General features: G+C 69.7%; 32 protein-coding genes and 1 pseudogene. 27 read left to right on the forward strand and 6 right to left on the reverse strand.

Annotation, left to right across the window (positions count from 1 at the left end; all coding sequences use genetic code 11):
- Together AC3ET3_RS34440 and AC3ET3_RS34445 are read right to left on the reverse strand one after the other, a co-directional pair.
- The coding region (locus AC3ET3_RS34440; RefSeq protein WP_435613567.1) for a helix-turn-helix domain-containing protein at positions 1-1,105 on the reverse strand (1,105 nt) is incomplete at its 3' end.
- 306 nt (positions 1,106-1,411) lie between these two features.
- The gene (locus AC3ET3_RS34445) at positions 1,412-2,170 is read right to left on the reverse strand and encodes a GntR family transcriptional regulator (RefSeq protein WP_435613568.1); all 759 of its coding nucleotides are present in this window, start codon (positions 2,168-2,170) and stop codon (positions 1,412-1,414) included.
- A 251-nt stretch (positions 2,171-2,421) separates the two neighbouring features.
- Here AC3ET3_RS34445 and AC3ET3_RS34450 point away from each other — a divergent pair, with 251 nt between their 5' ends.
- The 10 genes from AC3ET3_RS34450 to AC3ET3_RS34495 all read left to right on the forward strand — a co-directional run bounded on the left by AC3ET3_RS34450 (position 2,422) and on the right by AC3ET3_RS34495 (position 9,721).
- Positions 2,422-2,730 carry a hypothetical protein gene (locus AC3ET3_RS34450; protein ID WP_435613569.1) on the forward strand — a complete coding sequence of 103 codons (309 nt, stop codon included), beginning with the start codon at positions 2,422-2,424 and terminating at the stop codon, positions 2,728-2,730.
- 311 nt (positions 2,731-3,041) lie between these two features.
- Positions 3,042-3,863 carry a hypothetical protein gene (locus tag AC3ET3_RS34455; RefSeq protein ID WP_435613570.1) on the forward strand — a complete coding sequence of 274 codons (822 nt, stop codon included), beginning with the start codon at positions 3,042-3,044 and terminating at the stop codon, positions 3,861-3,863.
- A gap of 179 nt (positions 3,864-4,042) precedes the next feature.
- Positions 4,043-4,345, forward strand: a complete 303-nt coding sequence (locus AC3ET3_RS34460; RefSeq protein ID WP_488191847.1) for a hypothetical protein — start codon at positions 4,043-4,045, stop codon at positions 4,343-4,345.
- Positions 4,345-4,596 carry a WhiB family transcriptional regulator gene (locus AC3ET3_RS34465; protein ID WP_435613572.1) on the forward strand — a complete coding sequence of 84 codons (252 nt, stop codon included), beginning with the start codon at positions 4,345-4,347 and terminating at the stop codon, positions 4,594-4,596. Before AC3ET3_RS34460 ends, AC3ET3_RS34465 begins: the two co-directional genes overlap by 1 nt.
- A gap of 99 nt (positions 4,597-4,695) precedes the next feature.
- Positions 4,696-4,869 carry a hypothetical protein gene (locus AC3ET3_RS34470; RefSeq protein WP_432158771.1) on the forward strand — a complete coding sequence of 58 codons (174 nt, stop codon included), beginning with the start codon at positions 4,696-4,698 and terminating at the stop codon, positions 4,867-4,869.
- Positions 4,870-5,032: 163 nt separating this feature from the next.
- The gene (locus AC3ET3_RS34475) at positions 5,033-5,803 is read left to right on the forward strand and encodes a GIY-YIG nuclease family protein (RefSeq protein ID WP_435613573.1); all 771 of its coding nucleotides are present in this window, start codon (positions 5,033-5,035) and stop codon (positions 5,801-5,803) included.
- A gap of 131 nt (positions 5,804-5,934) precedes the next feature.
- Positions 5,935-7,272: a DUF2637 domain-containing protein gene (locus AC3ET3_RS34480; RefSeq protein WP_435613582.1), complete on the forward strand. Its 1,338-nt coding sequence runs from the start codon at positions 5,935-5,937 to the stop codon at positions 7,270-7,272.
- Positions 7,273-7,429: 157 nt separating this feature from the next.
- On the forward strand, positions 7,430-7,699 hold the full coding sequence (locus AC3ET3_RS34485; RefSeq protein WP_432158802.1) for a hypothetical protein: 270 nt from the start codon (positions 7,430-7,432) through the stop codon (positions 7,697-7,699).
- Between the two features lie 182 nt (positions 7,700-7,881).
- On the forward strand, positions 7,882-8,349 hold the full coding sequence (locus tag AC3ET3_RS34490) for a hypothetical protein (protein WP_435613574.1): 468 nt from the start codon (positions 7,882-7,884) through the stop codon (positions 8,347-8,349).
- Between the two features lie 19 nt (positions 8,350-8,368).
- Positions 8,369-9,721 carry a hypothetical protein gene (locus AC3ET3_RS34495; RefSeq protein ID WP_435613575.1) on the forward strand — a complete coding sequence of 451 codons (1,353 nt, stop codon included), beginning with the start codon at positions 8,369-8,371 and terminating at the stop codon, positions 9,719-9,721.
- Between the two features lie 61 nt (positions 9,722-9,782).
- Here AC3ET3_RS34495 and AC3ET3_RS34500 read toward each other — a convergent pair whose 3' ends face one another.
- Positions 9,783-11,003, reverse strand: coding sequence for an RNA-guided endonuclease InsQ/TnpB family protein (locus AC3ET3_RS34500; RefSeq protein ID WP_432158805.1), 1,221 nt, complete (start codon positions 11,001-11,003; stop codon positions 9,783-9,785).
- A gap of 216 nt (positions 11,004-11,219) precedes the next feature.
- On the opposite strand from AC3ET3_RS34500, the gene AC3ET3_RS34505 reads away from it, so the two are divergent.
- The 10 genes and pseudogenes from AC3ET3_RS34505 (at position 11,220) to AC3ET3_RS34550 (ending at position 18,349) form a co-directional block, all read left to right on the forward strand.
- Positions 11,220-11,918, forward strand: a complete 699-nt coding sequence (locus tag AC3ET3_RS34505; RefSeq protein WP_432158806.1) for a hypothetical protein — start codon at positions 11,220-11,222, stop codon at positions 11,916-11,918.
- Positions 11,919-12,091: 173 nt separating this feature from the next.
- The gene (locus AC3ET3_RS34510) at positions 12,092-14,155 is read left to right on the forward strand and encodes a P-loop NTPase family protein (RefSeq protein ID WP_435613576.1); all 2,064 of its coding nucleotides are present in this window, start codon (positions 12,092-12,094) and stop codon (positions 14,153-14,155) included.
- Positions 14,156-14,176: 21 nt separating this feature from the next.
- On the forward strand, positions 14,177-14,470 hold the full coding sequence (locus AC3ET3_RS34515) for a hypothetical protein (RefSeq protein WP_432158808.1): 294 nt from the start codon (positions 14,177-14,179) through the stop codon (positions 14,468-14,470).
- A gap of 85 nt (positions 14,471-14,555) precedes the next feature.
- The gene (locus AC3ET3_RS34520; protein WP_432158809.1) at positions 14,556-15,161 is read left to right on the forward strand and encodes a hypothetical protein; all 606 of its coding nucleotides are present in this window, start codon (positions 14,556-14,558) and stop codon (positions 15,159-15,161) included.
- A gap of 132 nt (positions 15,162-15,293) precedes the next feature.
- Complete coding sequence (locus tag AC3ET3_RS34525) at positions 15,294-15,509, forward strand: hypothetical protein (RefSeq protein WP_432158810.1); 216 nt, start codon at positions 15,294-15,296, stop codon at positions 15,507-15,509.
- Positions 15,510-15,617: 108 nt separating this feature from the next.
- The gene (locus tag AC3ET3_RS34530; protein ID WP_432158811.1) at positions 15,618-16,151 is read left to right on the forward strand and encodes a hypothetical protein; all 534 of its coding nucleotides are present in this window, start codon (positions 15,618-15,620) and stop codon (positions 16,149-16,151) included.
- A 109-nt stretch (positions 16,152-16,260) separates the two neighbouring features.
- Entirely contained in the window at positions 16,261-16,497 is a 237-nt protein-coding gene (locus AC3ET3_RS34535; RefSeq protein ID WP_432158812.1) for a hypothetical protein, read from the forward strand.
- 124 nt (positions 16,498-16,621) lie between these two features.
- Positions 16,622-17,350 (forward strand): hypothetical protein, encoded by a 729-nt coding sequence (locus AC3ET3_RS34540; RefSeq protein WP_432158813.1) that lies wholly within the window; start codon positions 16,622-16,624, stop codon positions 17,348-17,350.
- Between the two features lie 172 nt (positions 17,351-17,522).
- On the forward strand, positions 17,523-17,702 hold the full coding sequence (locus AC3ET3_RS34545) for a hypothetical protein (protein WP_432158814.1): 180 nt from the start codon (positions 17,523-17,525) through the stop codon (positions 17,700-17,702).
- A 78-nt stretch (positions 17,703-17,780) separates the two neighbouring features.
- Positions 17,781-18,349 (forward strand): annotated as a pseudogene (locus tag AC3ET3_RS34550) (DUF3885 domain-containing protein).
- Here the strand turns inward: AC3ET3_RS34550 and AC3ET3_RS34555 are convergent.
- The 3 genes from AC3ET3_RS34555 to AC3ET3_RS34565 form a co-directional block, all read right to left on the reverse strand.
- On the reverse strand, positions 18,331-18,915 hold the full coding sequence (locus AC3ET3_RS34555; protein ID WP_432158815.1) for a YrhB domain-containing protein: 585 nt from the start codon (positions 18,913-18,915) through the stop codon (positions 18,331-18,333). The pseudogene AC3ET3_RS34550 and the gene AC3ET3_RS34555 overlap by 19 nt on opposite strands.
- A gap of 163 nt (positions 18,916-19,078) precedes the next feature.
- Positions 19,079-19,741, reverse strand: coding sequence for a hypothetical protein (locus AC3ET3_RS34560; protein WP_432158816.1), 663 nt, complete (start codon positions 19,739-19,741; stop codon positions 19,079-19,081).
- Positions 19,742-20,026: 285 nt separating this feature from the next.
- Complete coding sequence (locus AC3ET3_RS34565; RefSeq protein WP_432158817.1) at positions 20,027-20,326, reverse strand: hypothetical protein; 300 nt, start codon at positions 20,324-20,326, stop codon at positions 20,027-20,029.
- A 320-nt stretch (positions 20,327-20,646) separates the two neighbouring features.
- Between AC3ET3_RS34565 and AC3ET3_RS34570 the strand changes: the two genes are divergently transcribed.
- The 7 genes from AC3ET3_RS34570 to AC3ET3_RS34600 form a co-directional block, all read left to right on the forward strand.
- Positions 20,647-20,967 (forward strand): DUF6919 domain-containing protein, encoded by a 321-nt coding sequence (locus AC3ET3_RS34570; protein ID WP_432158818.1) that lies wholly within the window; start codon positions 20,647-20,649, stop codon positions 20,965-20,967.
- Positions 20,968-21,339: 372 nt separating this feature from the next.
- On the forward strand, positions 21,340-21,552 hold the full coding sequence (locus AC3ET3_RS34575) for a hypothetical protein (protein WP_432158819.1): 213 nt from the start codon (positions 21,340-21,342) through the stop codon (positions 21,550-21,552).
- 17 nt (positions 21,553-21,569) lie between these two features.
- Positions 21,570-21,965, forward strand: coding sequence for a RapZ C-terminal domain-containing protein (locus tag AC3ET3_RS34580; protein ID WP_435613577.1), 396 nt, complete (start codon positions 21,570-21,572; stop codon positions 21,963-21,965).
- Positions 21,966-22,061: 96 nt separating this feature from the next.
- Positions 22,062-22,853 (forward strand): hypothetical protein, encoded by a 792-nt coding sequence (locus AC3ET3_RS34585; RefSeq protein WP_435613578.1) that lies wholly within the window; start codon positions 22,062-22,064, stop codon positions 22,851-22,853.
- A 326-nt stretch (positions 22,854-23,179) separates the two neighbouring features.
- Complete coding sequence (locus tag AC3ET3_RS34590) at positions 23,180-23,668, forward strand: hypothetical protein (protein WP_435613579.1); 489 nt, start codon at positions 23,180-23,182, stop codon at positions 23,666-23,668.
- A gap of 96 nt (positions 23,669-23,764) precedes the next feature.
- Positions 23,765-24,220, forward strand: a complete 456-nt coding sequence (locus AC3ET3_RS34595; RefSeq protein ID WP_435613580.1) for a transcriptional regulator — start codon at positions 23,765-23,767, stop codon at positions 24,218-24,220.
- A gap of 38 nt (positions 24,221-24,258) precedes the next feature.
- The coding region (locus AC3ET3_RS34600; protein WP_435613581.1) for an AAA family ATPase at positions 24,259-24,981 on the forward strand (723 nt) is incomplete at its 3' end.

Genomic DNA, 24,981 nt, shown 5'->3' on the forward strand with positions numbered 1-24,981 from the left:
CAAGCGTCTTGGTGGTCTCCCGCAGGTACGGGTACTTGTGGTCGAAGATCAGCCACGCGCTGGCCTCCTCCCCCCGCTGTTCTCGGGTCCAGAACGCTGGCAGCGTCGGCAGATCCGGTAGCGCCCGCAGGATGTGGCGAGCGCAGAAGTCGGAGCCCAGCCACATGTGGGCAACGGTGTTCAGCCCGGGTGCAGCCTCCCGGCTGACCGCGGAGGCAGCAAGCCGCTCGTACGCCTTGAGATCGCTGCGCGTCTCGTAAAGAGCCTGGTCATCAGCCTGCAGGGCGTCGTCATAGTTGCTGACGGCCCACAGAATTCCGTAGGTGAGGTCATCCAGTTCGTAGGCCGTAGGGGCGGTGACTTCGGGCACGCCGCCATTCCTTGTGAGCCTTGTGCGAGCCGCGCGGCCGTCCAGGACGTAGAACGTCGAGGCGCTCCCTGTGTCGACTGCCCCGACCAGCAGACCGCGATGCGGTCGCGCCAGGAACTCCTCCGCGCGACGCTGGTCAGGCACACTCACGATCACCCTGCCCCCCTCTACACGCGCGGCATGGATCTGGAGCGAAAGCTGGGAGCCGAGCATGGAACGGCCTCCCGGGAGAAGCGCGTGCCAGTCGACACCGAACTCAGGGGCAGGTCGAGACAACCGAAGTCCGGACCAACTCTCGGTCGCACTCCGCGCGAAACCGAATGGATCTTCTGCGATCGCCGCGGACGCCGCCATGGGAAAGCCAGCCACCGCCGCTGCACCGATCCCCGCACCGGCGCGCAGGAGCGCGCGTCGATCGAGTGCCACGAGCACCACCGTTCCATCGTCTAGACGTCGAGGGACGAAGATCCCTTCGCCGTCAGACGGTGCCGTCTGAAAGACGGTACTGGCCAGGTCCAACGATGTATCGGATACATGGGGCGCGGAATCGGATACATGGCTGGACCCAGGGACGTCCTGGTTGATCTCCCGCCAAAGATCGATCAGAAGACCGCCAGCACCGAGCGCTCTATCGATCCGCTCCGCCTCGCCCAGGTCCTTCGGGGGGCGTTCGCCGTTCTCCCATCGCTGCACCTTGGAGTGGGAGACGAAGGTCTTGGCGGCAAGGTCCCTCATGGATAGGCCACGCGCCTCGCGCATCTCGCGAATTACGTAACCAAGGCGGTGCTGGGGCGACCTATCTGGCGTTAACGCGTTCGGCTGTTGCCCCATCTCGAGCCCCCTCTATGTATCCGAGTCCGTGTATCCGGCGGATGGATACACGGCAACCGTAGAAGTCACCGGACACCACGCCTACACCTGGAGTTACTGATCTCTACCCGGCACCAACTTCCGCTCCAGGAGGGCGTAGTGGCCAAGGCGTACGACGCTCGAGCCGCAGAAGCGACTGCGGCCGCTGCGTTTGTTGGCACTGGTGTGGGGTCAGGCATCGAACTCGTAATCCAACACGTACGCGGACGAGTCCATGGTCATCTCGTTGATCTCCACTGCTCGCCCATCGGCGTCGAATGCTGCACGCGCCAGCTTGATGACGGTCCTGTCGGCGGGGATGGCCAGCCTGGCTGCCTCTTCGGCGGATGGCATGCGCACACGGATCTCTTCCCTGAAATGGGCAGGGGCGCGGCCAAGGTCGGCGAGGCGCGCGTAGATGCCGCCGGGGCCAGTGTCGGCCTGTGTGATGGGCGAGCCAGCCACCAGCGACTGGGGCAAGTAGGACTCTGCGACCATGACCGGGCGTCCGTCCATGACGTATCGCCGACTGCGTACGCACACAGTCTCGCCGGGCGCCAAATCGAGAACGTTGCTGACATGTTCAGGCGGAGCGACGTCTTCCATCACCGTGATCTGGTCGACGTCCGGAGCGCGTTGGTCGTCCGCCGACCAAACCGTTTTCCCGCTTCCCCACTGGCCACGGGCCAGTCGCTGGATGCCGCGGCGGCGGATGGGGCGGAACGAGATGACGCGGGCGCCGGCTCCCTTCTTAGTCTCGATGAGGCCTTCGGTTCGCAAGATCATCAGCGCCCTGCGTGCCGTGAGGCTTGCGACTTCGTACTGCGTGGCCAGCGCGTTTTCCCCGGGCAGCCGATCGCCAGGTCCATAGTCCCCGCGCTCGATCGCTGCCTTCAGGTCAGCTGCGATCTGCTGGGCCTTAGTGGGCTGTGCGCCCGTCCCGTCTGCCATCTGTCTCCCAACCTCAGTACCGATCTTATTCCGGCTGGCTACCGAGGTACCTCGTGGGCGCCTAAACACGCCGGGAGTCCGCCGCGGAGGATACCGCATCGGTACTGAGGTTCTTGACATCGGTACCGAGGATGGTTCTTACTAGAGGAGCAACCTCGGTACCGAGGTTATCGAGCCTCGGGGAAGCTTTGCCCTCTTCAGTCAGCTTCGGGACGTTTTTCGAGCCTCACCCTCCGAGAGGAGCACGACCTATGCAAACCCCCGACGAGTTCCGAGCAGCGCACGGTGACGTCACCACCTGGTCCAGCGCTGACATCGAGAGCTACGAGCACACGCTGGAGGCCGCGAGCTCGGCCTACGCCGAGGCCATCGCCTCCGGTCGCTTCGTTCTCGGCCGCAACGTCGCCGGTGGCGAGGTGGTCGTCGAGCTCGGCACCGCCGAGGACCTGGCCCAGCACTTCAAGGCCGGCGCGCTCCAGTCGCTCATCGGCGGCACGACGCGTAGCGGCAAGACCAGCTACGCCGCGCTCCTGGAGCAGATGCAGCGCACCGCTGGCTGACTCCGCGTCCCTTCGATCAGGACCGCCCCCTGGGTGGTTGCGGTCCTGGTGGTGGGGAGCCGGTGACGGCATCCCAGTTGGCACGACCAGCAGTCGCCACCTTCGGTGGTACCCGGAGTTCGAGGAAGGCGGTTCACCGCCTTTCAGAGGCACTTCAAACTCCTCCGGGCCCGTGGCTGCTGTGTGCATGTCGCAGCGCAGATGCGCTGTCTGTCCGTTGGGACGCCGGTTCGCCGTGGTTGCGGCCTGACGGGCGGAGAGAGCACCCGCGACGCACTCCCATGCCACTCCCGTACCTAAGGAGTTCCCCCATGTCTTCCACGTCTGAGCTGCACACGACCCGCAAGCGGGTCAAGCGGACCCGCACCCGGCGCGTCAGCGACCGGCCTGCTCTCAAGGTTTCGTCCCTGCACGTCAACGACATCGACTTGATGCCCGGCACGGAGAGCCTGATCTGCCCGGACTGTGACACCTGGGTTCCCATCACTGGTGCCCAGAGCCGACACCCCAAGCTCGTTCCGCACCACACCGAGCGCACCGGCACCCCGGATGCGCGGCGCTGCGAGGGAAGTCTCCGGCGAGTTCGGCTGGACCTGACGCTGGGCGAGTGGCAGCACCGCCTCGGCGAGGCCATCACGGCCAACGCCTCCCGGCGCCGTACCCCGGTGCCGCGCAAGCCGACGACGCCGCCGGTCCCGGCGACCACGCAGGTGGTGCCGACGCCGATCAGCGCGGACATGGTTCGCCGGGCCTTCCGCGCCCACCAAGCCGCGTGCAACGCCTGCCAGGGCACGGCCACTGACCGCGACGGCAACATCCTGGCCTGCCGCGACGGGCTGCGCTTGGCCAGCACCTACCTGCGGCTGCTGCGGCAGGAGCCCGAACGCCGTGCGCTGCGGGCGTTCTTCGAGCAGGAGCGGGAGCGGTTCGACCGCAGCTACGAGAAGCGGGCCGCCCGCGGCCGGGTCGCCGACTGGGCGGCACAGCAGAAGGCCACCAACGGCTCCGAGCAGCTCGCCAAGCGATCCGGCACGGCGGTTGAAGAGCAGAACAACCAGGCCAGGCGGCGTCGGCCGGGCACGGTGTCCGACTACCGCGGCCCCGGTCTCCCGCTGAAGAAGCCGGCCGCCTGAACTCCCCCTTCGACGAACGACCACGGCCGTCGCCCTCCCGACACGGAGGGCGACGGCCGTGGCTGCTCGTACGGCAGTCGACCGAAAAAGCGAACGCCCCCGGTGGCCGCCGGGGGCGTTTCGAACGGACCTACCTGGAGGCCCTGTTGCTCACCCTCAGCATGCCACACCAGATTCCCGTGCCCGCGCCCGCGGGCGACCCGATGACCCTCGAAGCCCTGCGCAGGATCGTCGACGAGCAGATCGGCCCCCGCGCCCAGGGAACGATCTACCAGAACAGCGACGGCGCCTTCGAGGTGCTGTCGGTGATCCGCGACCCGCAGCGGGCCCGCGAGCTGCTCAAGCGGCGCTGCGCCCAGTGGGTGGTGATCGTCCGCGACGTGCTGCGCCCGGACGGCGAGCCGTTCGCGGTCGGCAGCGTATGGACGGACTCGGACCACCTGGTCGTCTGTGAGGCCGACACGGACGGAGGCGCGAAGTAATGGACTGGCGCCACAACGCGGCCTGCCGCGAAGAGGACCCCGAGCTGTTCTTCCCCATCGGCGACACCGGCCCGGCACTCCTGCAGATCGAGGAAGCCAAGGCCGTCTGCCGCCGCTGCCCCGTGATCGAGCAGTGCCTGCAGTGGGCGCTGGAGTCCGGCCAGGCCCACGGCGTGTGGGGCGGCCTGAGCGAGGCGGAGTGGCGCTCGATGAAGCGGCGTGCCGCACGCCGCCGTACCCAGCAGGCGTAGGAGGAGCCGGCATGACCGACGCCGACAAGAAGCGCCTGGAGGACGCGCTCCGCCGGGTCAACCAGCAGTCCAGGACCGACCAGCGGGCCCGAGGCGGTCGTGGCTGACGACCTGTACCAGCGGTACATGGCCGCCGACCGGGCGCTCCGCGAACACACCGACACCTGCACGGCCTGCACCCCCGAAGCCCGCTGCACAGCCGGGGAGCAGCTGTTCACCACGTTCAGCCGCCTGCAGGACGCCTACCTCAACCCAGCCCGCAACAAGGCCTGAACTACCCCGAGTTGCCTGTCGTCCCCGCCCGCCGGCGGGGACGACAGGGAGCGCCGGGGCCTCCCCCTGCCCCGCCTCCACCCGGGCCCGGCGCGACCACTCCCCCCGCGCCGGGCCCGGGCTCCTTATCTCCTGCCTTCGTCTTCCTTCACAAGGAGCACTCTTGAGCGGCGACTACACGTGCGTGGCGTTTGTTGGCGATCGCGTGCTGTGCGGTGAGGCGGCGAGTATCCGGCGTCCCGTCCCGCTGTGTGACGAGCACAAGGTCATCGTTGCGCTGTCGATCGTCCCCGAGCTTCTGAAAAGCACCCTTCGAGGGATCCGGGCGCAGCGGGAGGACGGCACGCAGCCGTTGTCGCGCGCGGAAGCGCACATGGTCGACAGTGCGCCGCTCGCCACGTGGCCCGAGACGGAGAAGCATCCGCGGCTCGTCTACTTCCTCGCCAACGGCGGCCGCGTGAAGATCGGCCACACCAACTGTCTGCCTGCACGGATCCGGGTGCTGTCTCTGCGCGAGGACGCGGCCTTGCTGCTCTTGCAGGGCGGCCCACGCCTGGAGCGGGCGCTGCACACGAAGTTCGCCAAGCTGCGCATCGCCGACAGCGAGTGGTTCGAACTCGCCCCCGAGATTGTCCGATTCGTCGGGCACAAGACGCACGGCAAACCGCCGGCCCGTCCGACTCCCCTTGCCGAGGATGCCCCGCCATCCACTCGCAGGAGTCGGCCACGGCGCCGTGAGCCGCGGGTTGAAGCTGAGATCCAGCAGGTCTTCGAACTGATCCGCACGCACGGCTACGAGCGGGTCGACCTGCGGTTCATCCAGACCGAGCTGAACCTCAAACAGACCACGGCCTGGGACCGCCTCGTCGAAGGCCGCAAGCGGTGGGACGAAGCCGCGCTGGGACTCGACCAGCACAACGACGACACCCCCTGAGCCGCGTCTTCTGAAAGGAATTGATCACCGTGACCAGCCCCAGCCCCCCGACGCCGGCCGAGCAGGCCGGGAAGGAACCGAAGAAGAGCACCGGCCCGCACTTGACCCGGCTGCACTGGACCCTTATCGGCATGGTCGTCGCCGGCGCGACGGTCATCGCCGCGATCGGCTTCTCCGGCTCGTACGCCGCTGTCCGCGAACTCGCCGTAGCCAGAGGTTTCGGGGGCTTCGCTCCGTACTTCCCGATCGGTATCGACGCGGGCATCATCGTGCTGCTCGCGCTGGACCTGCTGCTCACCTGGATCCGTATCCCGTTCCCGATGCTGCGGCAGACGGCCTGGCTGCTGACCGCCGCGACGATCGCGTTCAACGGCGCGTCCGCCTGGCCCGACCCGCTCGGCGTCGGCATGCACGCGGTGATCCCGCTTCTGTTCATCGTTGCGGTCGAGGCTGCCCGGCACGCGATCGGCCGCATCGCCGACATCACGGCGGACAAGCACATGGAGGGCGTGCGGTTCACCCGCTGGCTGCTCTCCCCGGTGCCGACCTTCCTGCTGTGGCGCCGCATGAAGCTGTGGGAACTGCGCTCCTACGAGCACGTTGTCCGCTTGGAGCAGGACCGCCTCGTCTACCAGGCGCGGCTGCGTGCCCGGTTCGGCCGGGCCTGGCGGCGCAAGGCCCCGGTCGACGCGATGACCCCGCTGCGCCTTGCACGCTACGGCGTTCCGCTCGCCCTGACCGGTCCGGCTGGTCTCAAGGCCGCGGGCATCACTACCCCGGTCGTCTTCTTCGCGGACATCGACACCCGCAGCGCGGACAACGCGAGGACAACGGACAACACGGTGTCCGCCCCGGCGGACAAGGAAACGCCCCGCTTGTCCGCTTCGTTGTCCGCGATCGCGGACAAGAGCACGGAGCGCCCGGAACTGTCCGCGTCGTCCGCCCGGACGTCCGCACCGGACGCCGATGGCACCAACGCTGTCCTCGCGGACAACAGCGGACAGCCCCGACAGGGCGCGAACCCGCAGGCCGGGCCGCACAGCACGGATGAGCTTGTCCGTCCCGGCGTCCCGCTGCGTCCGCTGCCCGCCGGGCTCGCCGCCAAGATGTCCGCCCCGGACATGAAGGCGGACAACGGCAGTGCGCACGGCGCGGACAACGAGGTCCCGGACAACCGGGGCACGGACAACGCGGGTGCGGACAACGGCACGGACGTCACCCCGCTCGCGGCGGACAACGGCACGGCGGACAACGACAGCGCGGACAAGAAGCTCCCCCGCGGGGCCATCGCGGCGGGTGTCCGCAAGCAACTCGCGGTCGGCGTCACCGACCCCAGCGTCATCACCGACCGGATCTCCGAAGCCCTGGGCCTGGCGGTCGACAAGAAGACCGTCGCCCGCGTCGTACGGCGCGAGCAGCAGAAGAACGCACAGCCCGAGCCAGAGCCGGTCACCGGCCAGTACCTCTGACACCCACCAAGAGGCCCCTGACCTGCACAAACGACCCGCTTCGACGGTTCCACCGGCCCCCGAGATGCCGTCAACACCTCGGGGACGCGGTGAAGGCGCCGAAGCGCCGGCACCAACCCTGCCACGAACCCGCCCCTGGAAGGAGGCAAAACCGCAGGTGAGTGACACCGCAACCGCCCCGTGGAACAACCCGCCGCAGCGCCAGAAGCCGCTCAGGCGCAAGCGGGCCGAGAAGCAGGCCCGGCAGGCGGAGCACTGGGGCCGGCGCCTGGAGGAAGCCCGCCAGGAGGGCCCGGACGCGGTCGCCGCGGTCACCTTCGACCGCCTCCGCAGCGTCCTCGACAAGCTCCCCCAGGAGGCTCGAGACCGCGCGTACGAGACCGTCGCGGCCGCCCTCGACAACATCCGCGAGACGCACGCACAGTGACCGCCCGGCTGTGACGCGAGCTGTTACGAGCCCTGTGACAAGCCGCTGTAACAGCGAGAACAGACCCCACCCGTGCGGCCGCGCGCACCCGTGCGCACAGGCGCGCCCGTGCGCGCGCGAGAGTACGACGCTCCGTGATCGCCCGTCAAATCCCCAACTGAGTCCCGGAAGGACGACTTTCCATGATCGACGCTGCTGTGAGCGCCGCCGCCGGCGGGGCCTGCGCCGGGTCCGCCGCTCTCCTCTTCTACGCGGAGAAGCTGCCCGGCCTGAACAAGGTCACCAACAAGCTGCACACCGACCGGGCGCAGGCGATCCTGATCGCCACCGCGTCCACGGCCATGGTCGCCACCCCGGCGGGCCGCTGGTGGAACGAGATGGTCAACTCCATCAACACCTGGGCGGAGTCCCGGGTGGGCGAGTGGACCGGCCTGATCATCACCGGCGTTCCCGCCCTGTTCGTGACCGCGGTCTTCGTCAACGACCTGGTCACGCGGAAGGTCGAGATGCGCACCCGGATCCTCGGTGCGGTCATGCCGGTCCTCGCCTCCACCATCCCCGGACCCGTCGGCGAGTTCATCCAGACATCCCTGGCCTGGGTCGTCACGACCGTCGGCCGCCTGGTCGCCGGCGCCTTCGGCTTGGCCTGAACAGGGAGGTAGCTGAGTCGTGCTCGAACTGTTGCTGCTGGTCGCCATCGCCTACGCCGGAGCACGCGGCGTGGAGAAGTTGGCCGGCGTCGAAAACCGCCGCTACGACACCGCCGAGTCCCGTAAGACCGTCGAGAAGGTCGCCGCCAGCGGCTCGAAGGACGGCTCCACCACGGTGGCGAAGAAGACGCCTGCCCCGACCGAGCCGGGCGGCACCTTCAGCTCCCGGGCCCCGCGCAGCGCCGCGGTCGGCGGCAAGGCGGCCTACCCGCTCGCGGTCATCACCGAGACCGGCTCCACCATGTGGAAGGCCGTCGGTGAGGGCTACCGCGAGCGGTGGCCGGAGATCCGCGAAGAGCACCGCCGCAAGATGCAGGCGAAGGCGGAGGAGCGTCGGCGGACGAAGGAAGAAGCCGAGGCGAAGAGAAAGGCGGAGGAGGCGATGGCCAAGGCCGGGCCTCCCCCTCCCTTCCCACCGATGCCCACCAACCCGCTGGAGGCGGGCGACCCGGACGCGAAGGACGGGACAGAGGACGCGAAAGCGCCCGAGGCGGACCCGAAAGCCGCCCCCGCACCGGTCGGCACTGACCCGGCCGACGTCACGCCACCGAAGACCGAGGCCGAACTCGAGCGTGAACGCGCCGAACGCGAGAAGGAGCGGGCCGATAAGGCCGAAGCCGAACCCGATGAGGCGAGGAAGGAAGCCGAGGCAGCCCGTGACCGTGCGGCAACAGACAAGGTGCTCGCCGCGCAGAAGGAAGCCCGCGAGGCGAAGGAACGCGAGGCCGCGGCCGAGGAACGGGCCCGCACCGCCGAAGCCAAGGCCTACGAGCCCGAATCCAGCCCGTCAGAAGCCCAGAGCCAGCCCGGCGGCGGCAACGCCCAGCCGGATCGAGACCAGAAGCCGGCCAACGACTCCCCCACCGGGCGCCGCCACCTGAGCGTGGTGTCCGACCCCGCACAGAACGGAGATCTCATGTCCTCACCTGCCTCGGTCATCCCCGAGATCCGCACTCTGGACGGGCTGATGAACGCGCTCACCCTCACAAAGGCAATGTGTGAGATGCGCGCGGAGGAAGCGATCGCGATCGCCGACGACGACAGGGCCCTGTCCGACCGCCTGGACCAGATCGAGGCGGAGCTGGCCGAGCTGGAGGTTGACGACAAGACCCGCGCAGAGATCAACGAACTGCGCGACTCAATCCACGCCCAGTCCCAGGCCGCCGCGACGTACGGGGCGGCCGCCAAGGACGCCGGGGACTTCGCCGCGGCCACCGCGGCCGCCGCCTACAAGTCCCACGGCGGCATCGCCGAGGCCGTCCAGTCCTCCCCGGTCGAGCGGGCCGCTCAGGCCGGCTACTACGACCGTTGACTGCTCCCCTTTCCTGAAAGGAGGGGACCTTGCCTTCCAGGGCTGATCGGGGATTTACGGCTCAGGCCGCCGTCTGGGCCAGCGGCCCAGGCGGTCTTACGCCCTCAGCACCGTCCGGGGCCAGACCTGCCCGGACCAGCATCACGCGGGCGGAGTTCTTATCCCGGGGGGATACGGCTCCGCACGCGGTGCAGGCATACGTTCTCATCGAGAGAGGCAGTGCGTGCTTGGTTCTCGCTCCGCACGTAGCGCAGTCCATTGTGGTGTGCGCGGGGTGTACCAGGTGAATGGCGCGGCCGTGCTTGCGGCCCATCTCGATCAGGGCGCGTTTGGTCGCCGCTATCGCCGCGTCAGCGGCCTTGCGGGCCATGGCGGTCTTCGCGAGGAACTTCGGCCGGAAGTCCTCCACCGCTACTGCGTCGTGGTCACGTATTACGGACTTCGCCCACTTGCGGGCGGTGTCCTCACGCTGGCGTGCGACCTTCTTGTGCAGCTTGGCGGCCTGTTCCTGCGCAGCTCTGTAGCCTGCGGATGGGGCCTGCCCCTTGGGGCGTCGGCGCCTGGCCATCATCCGCTGGTAGTGGGCCAGGCGCTGGGCGGTTCGCCTGCCGTGCTCGGCGTGCGGCAGGTCGTAGGCGTCGGATGTGGTGGTCGCTGTCTCTTTCACGCCCCAGTCCACGCCGAGGACGCGACCTGTGGGGGCGAGCGGCTCGACCGGGGCGCGGGCGACGAACGAGGCGTACCAGTGTCCGAGCGTGTCTTGGTATACCCGCACGCTCGACGGATCAGCCGGAAGTTCCCGCGACCACACCACCGTCACCACGATGTCCCCGGCCAGATGCAGGCGTCCGTCTCTCAAGCGGAAACCGCGCCGGGTGTAGTTCAGGCTCGGGCGCGCGTCCCGCTTCCTCTTCCAGCGCGGCATCCCGGCGCGCCGGTGCATCGGCAACCGGTCCTTGATGTCCTTCAACGCCTTCGCCCGCGACTTGGCGAAGTCGCGTATCACCTGCTGTTGCGGAACACTCGCACCCTCCGCGAGCCACGGCGTCATGCGCCGGGCCCCGGTCAGCATCTTGTCGAGCTGAGCCGGACCACAGGTCAGGTTCTCGCCTGCTGCTTTGGCTTGCTGATGGGTGGCCTTCGACTTGGCCACGCACTCATTCCAGATCCACCGGCACCGGTCCCACTCGGCTTCGAGTGCGCGCCGGGCCGTCGCTGACAGGCGCACACGGAAGGTGTACCGGGCATGCCCGGATTCTTCCGTGATCGCTGCTGTCGTCATGCTTCCGAACCTACCTGGGAGGACTGACAGTTGAGAGCTCTTGATCCTTGTGGAGGTCGGCTGCCTCACCCCGTCACGGGGTGGACGCCAGATCGTCCTGGCGGCGATCCGGCTACCCCCGCCCTGCGACGCAGGAGTCCGATTCTTCCCAGGCCTGAAGACCGGGGCATCCTCACGGATTCCCGGTGAGCGACCCCCCGGCGTGTCGAACCGTACGTGTGGGAGTACAAGGACGAGCACGGCATCCGCCGGCAAGTCAACGTCCACTACACGCGGATCGGCACGACTGTCATCTACGACCCCCGCCACCCCGACGACCCACTGCCGTGGTTCGACGCGGACTACGAGCGGGAGAGCGACCGGGCCGCTGGGAGGACAGCGACATCGTCACTCTCGGCTCCCCGGACGCCCCCCGGCTACGGGCTGATCGACCCGGACGACGACATCGACGCCCCCGAGGACTTCTCCGACGGCACCGAGGACGTTACCCAGGACCCCAGCCCCGAACAGGAAGGAACCCGCCCTATGGCGATCACGAAAATCGGCGACGTCGTCAACCACCGCGCCCTGCTCACCGCGCTGAACACCATCCGCGCCGAAGTCGAGTCGCGCCAGGAGGACGTCGACAACCTCGCCGCCTGGTCCGGAGAGATGACCGAGCGGATGAAGGGCATCGCGGAGGAACTGAAGGCGCTCAAGGTCGACAACTACACCGTCGGCAACATCAACATGCTCAGCGACCTGATCGCCGGGCAGAAGACCGCCGCCGACGCGTACAAGAACGCCACCGACACCTCCGTCAACCAGGCCGAGACCGCCGCGCGCACCGCGCACCGCAACCACGGCCGTATCCAGGACGCTGTCGATGACGCGGACGTCCCGATGGCGCAGAACACCTTCTACGACGCCGAATAGGCGCCGCCTGCACGCAGCACTCCAGGCCTTCCGGGCCCGCCAACCGGCGGGCCCGGCCCCTGTGTTGCCCAGACGCCCCCGACCTGCGCACCACCCGCGCGGTTCGGAGGCGGTGGGGAGCACTGGGCCCCGGCCCCTGTTCTCCAACGCCCCGAGCATGAAGGGAAACCGCCGTGCGCGCCCCGAAGAACCCCACCCCCCAGTACGTCGACCTCGCCGCCTTCGTCGCCGCGCAGACCAACGAGAATCTGGCCAAGGCGGCGACCGGCACGAAGCAGTCCCGCACCGCGAAGCAGTGGGCGATCGACAACCGCGGCCGTCTCACCCTCGCGTCCATGGCCGCCAGCATGGGCCCGGTCGGCGAAGTGCTGTCCGCCGTGCCCGACGGCTGGAAGACGGCCCTCACTCTCGGCTTCACCGGGGCTGCGGCCGCCGGCGCGTGGGGCTGGGTGCCCGGCCTCATCAAGTGGCGCGGCCAGTGGTGGCCCGCCCGCACCCTGCCCTCCGACACCGACCGCTACATCGGCCTGTCCATGCCGGTCACCGGCTCCACCCTGCTCACCATCATGGCGAGCGTCGGCGGGCCCGAGTGGGGAGACAACCCCTGGTGGGGCGCCTCCCTGGCCTGGTCCCTCGGCTACGGCGCCTGGACCTGGCGCCGTTGGGGCCGCCGCCCGACCGCGAAGGCCCCCGAGCTCACCCAGCAGATGCTGGACTGGATGGAATACGCCGCCGTCGCGGACGGCCCGTACCCCAAGAGCAAGCTCGTCTCCCCGATCGGCCTGCCCAAGGGCGGCTGGTCGGCGGAGGTCCTCGTCCCCCGCGGCAAGAAGTTCGAGATGCGGCTGGTGGAGACCGCCTCCGCACTCGACATCGACGACCTCGACCTGATCGCGATGGAGCCGCTCGGCCCCCGCCGCGGCCGCATCAGCGTGTTCACCGAGAACCCGCTGAAGAAGGGCACCCTCTTCGGCCCCCAGCACGTCCTGGACCCGGAGACCGGACTCGCCCCGATCGGCATCTACTACGACGGCGAAGAGGCGCACTACCGGTTCTTCCTGCCGGGCTCCGGCGCCGTGCACTCCTTCGTCACCGGCACCACCGGCTCCGGCAAGTCCCGCCTGCTGGACGGCCTGCTCGGCATCGAACGGCGCAGCCCGCTGGTCTGCTCGATCGTCATCGACCCCCAGGCCGGCCTGTCCCTGCCGGACTGGCCCGACGGCGTGTGCGTGTTCGCCCCCGGCAACGCCTTCGGCATCGTCGTGCTGCGCGCCATCCACGCCCTGATGAAGGAGCGCGGCCAGCGCTACAACCGCATGAAGTGGGTCGACGACAAGGGCCGCACCCGCGTCGGCCGCGCCTTCTTCGTGCCGGGCGATCCCGACCCGCTGGTCTCCGTCACCCTCGACGAGGCGCACGACCTGCTCAACGACCCCGAGTACGGCGAAGAAGCCGTAAAGATCATCGGGGACCTCGCCAAGGAAGCGCGGAAGGTCGGCATCAAGTTCCGCCTCGCCAACCAGTCGCCCAACGCGAGCGAGCTGGGCGGCGAGACCCTGATCCGCGACCTGCTGCAGGGTGGCAACAACGCCGTCCTGCGCTCCGGTTCGTCCGCGACCGGCAAGCGGGCCGCGGGCACCGCCCTCGCCGGCGTCGACCCGGGCGCCATCCCGAAAGAGTTCAACGACGGCACCGGCACCGGCGGCCTCGGCTACCTCGCCGGCCCCGACAACCGGGCCGCCATGTGGCGCGCCCCATACGTCGAGGACCCCTTCGGCCTGGCCCACGAGGGCGAGACCACCGGCATCGAGCAGGCCAGCATCGACGCCCTGCCGATCATCCGGCACATCCTCGACGAGCACGCCCTGATGCTCCGCCTGCGCAACGCCGGCGAGCAGTACACCTACGACTCGGACCGCTTCACCGACACGGCTCCGTCCCCGGCGAAGAAGCCCGCCAAGAAGCCGGTGCCTGCCGTGGCCATGGAGAAGGTGCCGGATGCCGTGGAGCCCGAGGGCCCCACGATGTCCGACACCACCCGGCAGATCGTCGCCTTCCTCCACAAGCACGGCAAACCCGCAGCCCCGGCGATCATCTCCAAGTCGCTGGGCGTGCCCGGCCCCCGGGTGCGCACCGCGCTCAACCGGATGAAGGACGACCCGAACGTGCCCGTCATCAACCTCGGTCACGGCGCCTGGGTCCACACCGACCACGCCGACTACATGGCCGCCGCCTGACCCGTACGGAGGAGAAACCTCATGCCCAGCACCGACCTCAGCCCGGTCACCCTCCTGGAGGCGGCCACCGACCTGGCCCGCCGACGGGCCGCCCGTCTCGGCACCGAGCCCGCCCCGGCCAGGCCGGTCACCGTCGTTCTGGACGAGGCCGCCGCGCTCGTCGCCGACCCGGCCAGTCCCGCCCGCGACCTGCTGACCGAGCTCATGGCCAGCGGCCGCGCCGTCGGCGTCCGCGTCCAGCTCCGCTCCCGGCTCCACCGCCAGTACGCCACGCTCGCGGAGCTGAACGCCGCCGTCGAAAGCGGCGAGCGGTAGCCGCAACCTGCCCCCGTCACCGAGGCCGGTCCCTTCTCCCCCGAGGGGCCGGCCTCGGCCGTGCCCGACTCCCCTGGAGCGCCCTATGAACACCGAGCAGTACCTGGTCGACCAGGAAGTCGGCCCTCACTCCCCCGCCGTGCCCACCGCGATCTGGCAGCCCGCCCCTCAGCAGTACCCGCTCGTGCAGCAGCCGGCTGCCCCATCTCTGACGCTGTACCAGGTGCCCGTTCCCGGCGCCGTCCAGGTACAGCTCCCCGACGGCCGCATAGCCTGGGGCCGCCCCGTGGAACACCGCCTGGACCCGGTCCCCGCAGGCCCGCCGCACGATCCGATGCCGGGCTGGGCCAAGGCGATCGGGATGGTTGCCGGAAGCCTCACCGCTCTCGCCCTCGGAGGCGCGCTCGCCCTCCGCATTGCCGCGCCGGCCCTGGGAGGGCTCGTGGACGTGCTCGACATGCTCTGGAAGGTGGCCCTCGTCCTCGCCGTCATCCTCTTCGGCGCTGTGGTCGTCGTCCGTTCCCTGTTCGCCAAGGCGGCCGCCCACACCAGCGGCGACACCGGGCCCGGCACGGACAACGGGCAGACGGTCATCTTCGCCCCGCAGATCGACACCGGCGGAAACCGGCTCATCGGCCGAGGCGGCGACGTGAACATCCAATGGGGCGACCGCAACCGCAACAAGCAGTAAGCGCCTCCCGGTTCGTCCTGCCGACCTGCCTGGTCCTCGGCCTGCCCGCACCCGCGAGCCCCGAGGGCTGGCCAGGCCGACCGGCCTGCCCGCATTTCCCTTCCCCTCTTCCTCGCCAAGGAGCGATCCGTCATGGCCAAGCAGCAGTCCGGCCCCGTCTTCACCCTCCAGCCAGCCACTCCCGCCAAGCCCAGCTGGTGGCAGGCCAACCGCCACAAGGCCTTCGCCGTCGTCGCCCTGATCATCGGCTTCCTGATCGGCCAGCACAGCACCAACGCCCCGGCCGCCACCAACACGCCGCCCGCGCACACCACACCGGCCGTCAGCACCACCCCGAACACACGGTGATCCGGACCGCCCGCCCGGCCTTCGCCCCACCCGCTGCGCACGCCGGCGCGGGGCGAGGACCGGACAGGCCGCCCGGCCCCTCCCCCAACCGCACGCAAGGAGTGCTCGTTGACCACCGCCCCCGCCCACCCGACCGAGATCCGCTACTGCCTGCACGCCGCGAGAGTCGTCCGAGTCGAGGCACCCGTCGTCACCGAGATGGTCGCGGCGATGGCCCACCTGGACCAGGCGCTCGAAGCCGACCCCCACGACAGCACCGCCTACTACGCGCCCCGAGGCCAGGAGCACCTGGTCGTTGACTGGATCCGCGCCAACGCCGAACGCATCAGAGCGCAGCTGGACACCATCGTCACCCGGTATACCGAGCCCGGCAGTGGCCTGATCAGCCAGGCATCAGAACAACTCAGCACGTGGACCAACCCGTCCACCGGCCGCAGCTACGACCTGGCAGCCGACTACGTGCCCGCCGACGACGCCCGCCGCCGCCCCGGCATCGTGTGGCGCTACCGCGGCATGCACGCCGCCAGCGGCGCCCCGATCCTCCACCCGCACCAGCTGCCCGACCGCACCCCGTGCTCCGGTCCCTGCTGGCCGGTCGACGCCGTGACGACCCTCCCCACCGGAGAGGCACCCCGTGGATGATCGCACAGCGCACCTCCCCCCTTGCCCCGACTGAGCCGTCGCCGCCGGCGAGCTCCACGGCGACGGCTGCGACACCGCCCACTGCCCCGACACAGGCCGCCAACGCCTGATGTGCGACCACGACGGGGCATGCGAGAGCCGCTGGAGCGGCACCTTCGTCGGCGCCGCCGAATGCCGCGCGTGGGGCTGGTGGCTCACCGAACAGCCCGGCCTCGGCCTTGTGCCCTGCCCGTCCGGCATCGAGGGCGCCATCGAGGACTACAACCGGCTGCTCACGCACGCGCGTTGGGACGCAGACGAACAGCGCTACGTCCGCACCGACACAGCCGACCCGGCCAGCGCCTGACCTCGGCCCGCCCGTCCGGCCCCCGGCGTCCCGCCCCTGCGCGGCGACTCCGGGGACCGGCCAGGCCGACCGGCCGCACAGCAACCATCCGAGCCCGTCCCGCCGATCCGAGAGGCGACACGACATGAGCGTCACCCCTTACCCCGACACCCACGCCGACCACGAGCAGGAGCCCACCGCCCCCACGCGGGCCTTCACCTGGTGGAAGCAGTTCAGCAGCGAACACGGCTGGCTCGGGCTGCGCCTCCACGAAATCCGGATGGCCCCCACCTACGGCTGGCGGCTCATGGCCGGATGGATCAAGACCGTCATCATCATCGCCGCAGTCCTCGCCGGACTCTTCTCGCTGTACGGCGTCGGAACCACTGTTATCGACATCGCGCGTGCCCTTCCCTGGTCAACCCCCACCAGCGACGACCACACCGGGCTGCTCGCCACCATCGACCAGCCGGTCCGCTCCTACCTCGCCACCCACACCCAGACGCTGCCGATCACCGCGACCACCGCGTACAGCACGTGGCAGGCCGTCGGCGTCGTCGCCTTCCTCCTCGGCTACCTCCGCAACACCCCAGCCCGCCTCACCTGGACCGCATGGGGCGCAGCCACCGTGACCATGGTGTGGATCGCCACCCCCGAGCCGGGCCGCCAGGTCGCCGCCGGCATCGCCGTCCTGGCCTGGACGGCCCTGTCCGTCCTCGCCCTGCGCGGCATCAGCTTCACCCGGCCCGTGTTCGTCGACGTCCAAGTCGACGCACCGGCCCCCGAGGTGCACGCCGAGATCCACATTCCGCCCCAGCCCTCCCCCTACCAGCCGTACGACCCCACCCGGCAGCCGCCGCCGTCGCTGAACTGACCTGACCGCTGCCCGTCCGGCCCGCGCCCCGCGCGCGGACCGGGCGGAGAACGGCCAGCCCCCGGAAAGGACGACGCAGTTGAGCAGCACGCCAACGACCCGCCCCAGGCCGCCGCTGGCCTGCTACTGGGTCCAGGAGCCCGACGGAACCCGCTGACTGGTGCCCGGCTGCGTGGCCCGCCTGCACGACGCGGACACCGACGCCTGCACCTGCCCCACCCTCGCCCAGCGACTCGTCCATGCCCAAGACGAGCGGGACAAGGCGAAGCGCGCCCACAGCGGCCTGCGCGAGACGAACTTCGTCAAACGCGACTGGACCGGCTACATCAGCAGCCGGCGAAGCGACAGCTAAGAAGTCGGTGTCTCTCGTTCGTGAGCACCGGCATCATGGTCGTCGGTAGGTTCATGCGCGAGACGACGAGTGCGACGGGTGTCTGGAGACCGGCAGGCGGATCTGACGGAGCTGTGGCAGCAGCGTTGGCCCAGTTGCCTGCCGGTTGGGTACAAGCTCCGGGGCCCGTATCGGGATGTCTGGGTACGTTTTCACAGCCTGCCGGAATCGAAGCGGTACGCGGAGGGCGAGAGCGAATACACCGTCGTCCTGGAGCGTTACAACACCGTCCTCCACGAGCTGTTCGCTGGCGCGGACGTGTACGTCATCACTCCGCTCTGGACGACCGAAGCTGAGGTTCCGTCAGTCGAACCCGGAACGGTGTATTGGCAGAGCCTGCTGGTGGAGGACGATCCCGACCCTGAGTTCCGCACGTACTGCCACCTCTTCGCCGCACGCCGGCCCTGGCAGCGCGGCTGCATCGACGACTTGCTCCGAGATACCGCCGACGACAAGGTGGGGGAATCCTCATCACCGACACCCGCATGCAGCGCATCCACCACCCCTACGACGGTGGTGCCGACGTCTTCCTCACCACACCCGAAGAACGCGACCGGATGCGCAATCGGCACGCCGACTGGCTTTCCAGTCACCCCTCGGGTCTCTGATCGGTTCGGATCGCCGCCCCGCTCAGAATGGTCTTCACCGCAACTACCGGGTTGAGAGGCTCCACGAGCTCGTTGGTGGCGACGGCCACGAGGCGGGCGGGCGCATCACCCTCCAGCAACGCGCTCACGTATTCGAGGGCTTCCGCGGGCGCGAGCACAGGCAGCCTCTGGCGCAGTGTCCGCACAGCATGCATCCGTCCGCGCGTAGCGGCGACTCCGCGGAGCGCATCGTGTAGATCGTCCACTGCAGTGCGCACCGGCAGCCCACGTATCCGAGCCCGGTAGTCGGCCTCCCACTCCCCGGTTACCGGGCAGACGACGCCGATCTGATGCAGTCCCCCGTCGACGCGGTCGACCAGATACGGCCCATTACCAATCAGCGCGTACTTCGAGTTCCGGGTGCGTACGAACTCCTCGGACTGCCAGGAGACGATCCACACCAGCTCGTGCTCCTCGACACGGACCACAGCCATCCTCACCGCGTCCGCGCTCACAGCCCGCCACTGCTGATAGTCGCGCTCCAGCAGCTCTTCGACAGCCCGAACGGCGACTTCTCGCTCGATCACGCGTGCAGCATCCCGTACCGGCCCCTATGACGACCAGCGAAATTGCATGGCCCAGCGCCACGTACGAGGGGCCTGACGGACCTTCTTACTACTCAGGCGAGTAGATCCTGAAGTCCCCCCTCTCGCATCCGCTCTGACCGCCGGTCCTGAGTGACTTCCCGCTCTACCGCTCGGCGGTGCCGTCCGCACCGTCAATTTCGTAGATCCGCTCTTGAAGCCGTTCACCGGCCCAGTCCAGCTCGACACCCAGGTCAAACCAATGCCGATCCTTGCGGACTCCGGGCGGTGAGAGGTTCACCGCCGCCCACGAGAACACCCCCAGGAGGATGGAACGCCCGTGCTGCCTGGTGCGCACGGACAACGCAAACGATGCGGCGAGTGCCGCGCGGGTCACCAACATGACCTGTTTATCCTCAGAATGTCGGCGCCCACCCGTGAGAAACCGAGGCGTCTCAAGGATCTTGACCCACTCGACCACTGCATCTGCCACCTGGGCGCGCAAGGACTCTTCGATGCCCTTCCGAACGGCGGTCGCGGGATCATCGCCGAGCCAGCCAAGCCAGTGATCAGGGTCAGTGAGCTTGCTGAAGTCGTCCTGCGGCACCCCGTGACGGGGATTCTCCTGGTACTCACCTGTCAGTTTCCCGCTGCTGTCCACCACCCACGCGCCGCGGATTGCCTCGGGCGGTACGTAGCCGTTTGGGTCGTCGATATACGTCGGGTCGATCTCGGCGACGCTGCCACCCGGATTCTCAGCAGCCGCCGCCAGTAGTGCCGGCTCGTTCGGTATGCCCTTACGCCGGCTTCGCGAGCCAAAACGCCCCACGTTCCCACCCCCACCGTTGCCTGCCCAGTTGACCGTGATTGTGCCGCACCGGTCAGGACCGCGTGAGGGGAGTGCGCCTGGCGAATCGCTACGAATGTCGGTCCTGGTCGGGCCGTCCATGCGCCAGACGCTGAGCTTCGGCCGTGACCTCGGCATCGAGCTGGGCCAACGTCCTGCTCCCGTACTCGACGATGTCGTACTCGTCATCAAGCTCAGCAAGGCGCTCGGCCAGGGATAGCTGGTGGCCGAACCGCTGGTGGATGCGCATGGCAAGCTCTCGCGGCGTCAGCCGGCCCGCCAGCATCTGGTACGCAAGCGCCCGCACGGCAGCGTCCTGCCCGGCTCGCTGTCGCGTGCGTAGAACACAAGGTCCAGCTCGTCGAGTACGACGGGAAGCAGGTCGGGAACGTCGTACTCCGCCTCCGCACGTGTGTATCCGGCCAGAATGCGCAGTGCCGGACTGTCTAGTCCGGCAACGAGCGCCGCGCAGGCAGCCTCGACGACATCGTGAGCATGGGCCTCGCCGATACTCCAGAGAACAGCGAGGTCTTGCAGGTCATCGGTTGCGGCTTCGATCGGCGACACCTACGCATGATCCCCTGCACCAGATGGTCCCGTCGACCGCCTTTCGACTCAGGCGCCGACCGCGCTGACGGACGATCTACCACTCAGGCAGTCGCCCGTGACCAGCAGGAGCGCCACGAGAACCGGTCGCACCAGAACAAGTGCTCTGCGCCAGTAAAGACCTCCCTCGGCATCTGCCTGGAGTGCCACGAGGGCACCCCCGCCCACCCCAGCTCGTACGTGAACCCGCCCGCCGGCCCGAAGACCGCATGACCGGCTCCCGCTGAACGACCACACCCATTTCCGACCGCCGCTTGGAGGACCACATGAGGCGTTTATGGATGAGGCGCGCTGACCGCGCCCGCTGGCGGGACGCCCGCACCCTGGGCGACCTCGGGCAGGCCACCGCCGACTGGTGGGAGGGCACCGTACGCAGCCTCCCCGGCCACCGTGCGAGCCACCGCCCGCACCCCACCCTCGCCGACCACACTCCCGTCCTCGCGACCGCCAACCGCGCCGGATTCGTCATCGTCGCCGCGCAGGCCGGATTCGCCGACGGGCAACTGCAGCAGCGGGCCGCGGTGCAGGGCTTCGCCCCGACCCTGAACTCATCCGCCGCCTGGTCGACACCGCCGAAAAGGCCGAGCTGGAGATGGCGCTGAGCGACTGGCACGACGCCTTCTACGACGGGCCCGGCGACGGCATCACCGTCACCACCGGAGACGGCCGCGACGTCGTCTTCGGTCAGGCGCTCGGCCTGGACGACATCAAGGCGATGTGGCCCAAACTCCCGCACGCCGTGGACGCGGCCGCGCCCCCTCCAGATCACCCTCGCCGACCGGGAGGTCGGCCCCGGCAGCCTGCTGTGGGACACGCTCGCCGCCGCCACCGGACCGGCCGCTCCCCCACCTGCCCCGAAGATCATCTGCCGGGAGTGCGGCTGCACCGCGATCGACTGGCAGGTCTGCAACGACGGCTGTTCCGGCGTCCTGGACCAGACCGACGGGCGCTGCCAGGTCTGCATCGACCCCAGCGTGATCATCGACTGGTCGAAGGAGCCGGAAGAGAAGGAGTGCGCTCTGTGCGGCGCCCCCTTCTTCCACGCCGGGTCGTACTGCTCCCTGGGCTGTGAGGCCGCCGACGGCTACAGCGACGAGGACGCGAACGAAGTCGAACAGCCGTCCCCCGCCCCCGTCCGCCAGTCCGGCAGCGCATCCGACGACCCGTGGACCACCAGCCCGTTCTGAGCCCGGAGGCCTCCCCCATGGACATCCGCATCACCTCCTTCGGGCACCTCCACGGTCCCCGGCCTGACGACGTGCACATCGTCCTGGACCTGCGCCAGCACTTCCGCGACCCGCACTGGGACACCAGCCTGCGCCCCCTGACCGCCCGCGACCGCAAGGTCATCCGGGCCGTGAAGCGCACCCCGGGCATCGAACAGCTGCTCGCGGCCACCGTCGCGCAGGCCCAGGCCTACGCCCGCGGCCCCGGCGCCGACCAGCAACCGCTGCACATCGCCGTCGGCTGCGCCGGCGGCAGGCACCGCGCCGGGGTAACGGCCTACCTGCTGGCCCGGCGCCTGCGCCGCCGCGGCCACGAAGTCGACCTCCACCACCGCGACATGCACCGGCCCGTCGTCGACCGCGCCGCACCCTGACGGCTCCCCGTGCCGCCCCAACCCGCTCCCGGGGCTGGGGCGTTGCGGAGGACCGGACAGTCCGGCCCCGCACCGAAGACACCCTCGGAGGCCATCTTGCGCAAGCCGTCGCTCCACTACATGGTGACGATGCCCGACGGCACCGTCCCGCCCACCGCCGGCTTCACCACCTCATACGAGACCGTCAACCTAACCGAGCACGTCGGCCAGGTCGTCGACCACCCCACCCCCTGCAAGCACAAGTGGTACGACGAGAGCTCGTTCTCCTACTTCCGCACCTACACCCATCGCGGTGTCGGCGAGGTCCTGGAACGCAGCAGCGAGTGGGCTGTCCAGTGGCCGGTCCGGCTGTGGATCGTCGAACCGCTTGGGGAGAGGGGCAACTGGGGCGGGCGGCACTACCCGTACTGGGTGCTCACGCACCGGCTGCGCGTCGTGGAGGAGACCGACATCTCGCGCGCCTTCGGCCCGCGCGGAGACAAGGTCCTCAGCCTCATCCAGCAGCAGCTCCCCGAGCTGGTCGGCCAGTGGGCCATCGAGTGGGCGGCTGACCCGGAGGGCACCCGCGCCCGCTACGACGCCTGGATCACCGGACGCGTGCAGCCGAAGCACGCCCAGTGGTGGGTCGACGCGAAGGCGCGTTCGGCACGCCGGGAGGCCGCCATCAGCCAGGCCCGCGAGCTCGCGTGCACCACGGCCGAGCAGGCCGCAGCCGCCGTCCTCGACGGCCAGGACGCCGTCTCCCACATCCGCCGCCGCGCCTGGTACCTCGCCGCAGCCGAGATGTTCCACGACCTGCTGGGCCGCTACGACTTCCAGCGGGAGGTCCTGGCGATCCTGCGCGGCTCCGGCCTGGACACGAACACCCCCGCTCTCGCCGGCGTCTGACCTCACCGGCCTGACGGCCCCGGCACCGCAGCGTGGTCGGCCCGACCACAGCCCCAACCACGGGCGACCAGGCGACGTGTTGCCGGATCGTGACCCGTGGTCGGGGCTGATGGACGCCGGCGTGGTCGGGGGCACCAGGTGTGCTGCCCCGAAGGACCCCACACGCGAGGCCTCCACACCCCCACCCCGTGACCGGTACGGCGCATCCCCGTAGACCGCCCAAGCCACTGCCTCTCCCCCGTGCCGCCCCAACCCTGCCTGCGGGCTGGGGCGGTGCGGAGGACCGGGTAATTCGCCCGATCCCCGAAACGCACTAAGGAGACCCTGTGACCGACATTCTCGATTCGCCCGTCGCCTCCGCGCTCGACGACGACTCCCCGCTGGCCCGTCTGTTCGCGATGGTCGACGACGAGTACACCGAGGACGAGCAGCGCGACGACGCCGAGATCGCCGCCGCCCACCACGTCTACAACGCCTACGGCGCCACCAGCGGCCAGGCCCTGGACGGTGAGAACTGGGACGGCAAGATCGCCCTGCGCGACAACCGGCTGGAGGCGAGCGCGGTCGCCTGGCTGGAGGGCGGCCTGTGGCTGCACCACACCCTCGCCATCAGCGAGGCCGACGGCGCCCGCGACGTCCTCACGCTGATCGCGCCCTGCGCGTGCGGCCGCGGCTACGTGGACTTCCAGATGGACGGCGAGGAGGACCTGCTGCAGATCCTTACCGACCTGCGCCGCACCGGCGGCCGGGTCGCGCACCAGCACGACGAGGACTGCGCCAGCGTGCCCGATCCGCACGCCCCCACCACGAAGTAACTGCCCGGGGGCGGCCGCCGCATCCGGCCAAGAACGCCCGCGGCCGTCCCCTGGCAACTCCCGCAGCCCCAAACCGAGACGAGGAGCACCTCCAGCATGACCGAAAACAGCACCCGAGCCACCCGTTTCGCCGCCACCTACGCCCTGCTGCGTATGGCCGCGGACCTGGGTGACCACTGGATCCAGTCCGACCATCAGGCCGTCACCAAGGGCCAGCACGACGAGAACGAGGACCAGTCCAGCCGGGCCGGGCGCATCGCCTGTACCGCGCATGTGGCCACCTACACCGCCACGCAGGCCGCCGTCCTGTACGCCGGATCCCGCGTGCTCGGCCTGCGCCTGAAGCCCGGCCGGGTCGCCGCGGCGCTCGCCCTGTCGGCCGGCACCCACTGGTGGGCCGACCGGCGCATCCACCTCAAGGCCCTCGCGGACGCCACCGGCAAGGCGCGCTTCTATGCCCTGGGCGGCCCGCTGGGCGGCGCCTACGCCCTCGACCAGGCCTTCCACCACGCCGTGGAGACCGCCGCCGCTCTCATCGCGGCCTCCAAATGAGCCTCTCCGCAGCCCTCCGTCCCGCAGGGAGCCCCACCGTGACATCGTTCCTCGACACCGACTTCCCCGACCCGGCCGTCATCGTCCTCATCGGCCCGGCCGGCTCGGGCAAGTCCACCCTGGCCAGCACCTGGGAGCCCACCCAGGTGCTCAGCCTCGACCACTACAGGGCCCTGGTCTCGGACTCCCCCGGCGACCAGTCCGCCACCGGCGACGCCGTCTTCGCCCTCCTCCGCGTCCTCGAGGCACGCCTGCGCCGCGGGCTGACCTCCGTCATCGACGCCACCTCCACCAACCCAGAAGACCGCGCCACGCTCCTGGCCACGGCCCGCCGCTACGGCGTCCCCACCGTCGCCCTGATCGTGCCCACCCCGCTGAACGTGTGCCTGGCCCGCAACGCCACCCGCACCGGCGACCGCCACGTGCCCGAGGACATCCTCCGCGCCCAGCACCAGGCCATGGTCGCCACCGCCTCCCCCGCCCGCCTACGCCAAGAGGGCTTCGACTACGCCGAGTTCGCCCCCGGCATCCAGCGTCTCGGCCGGCTCGGCGTGCTGCTGCAGCGGGTCAGCGACACCCGGCGCCGCGAGCTGGGCCTGGACGGAGGCGACGGCCTCGGCAACGACGAACTTCTCCTGCGCCGCTTCTTCGGCCCCGAGATCGCCCGCCTGGCCACCTGGAAGGACGGCTCCGACCTCGTCACCGGTGAAGACCGCGTCGTCGTCCTCGACGTTGCCGGCGACCACCTCACCCTGGCCTTT

The organism is Streptomyces sp. bgisy159, assembly GCF_057707805.1.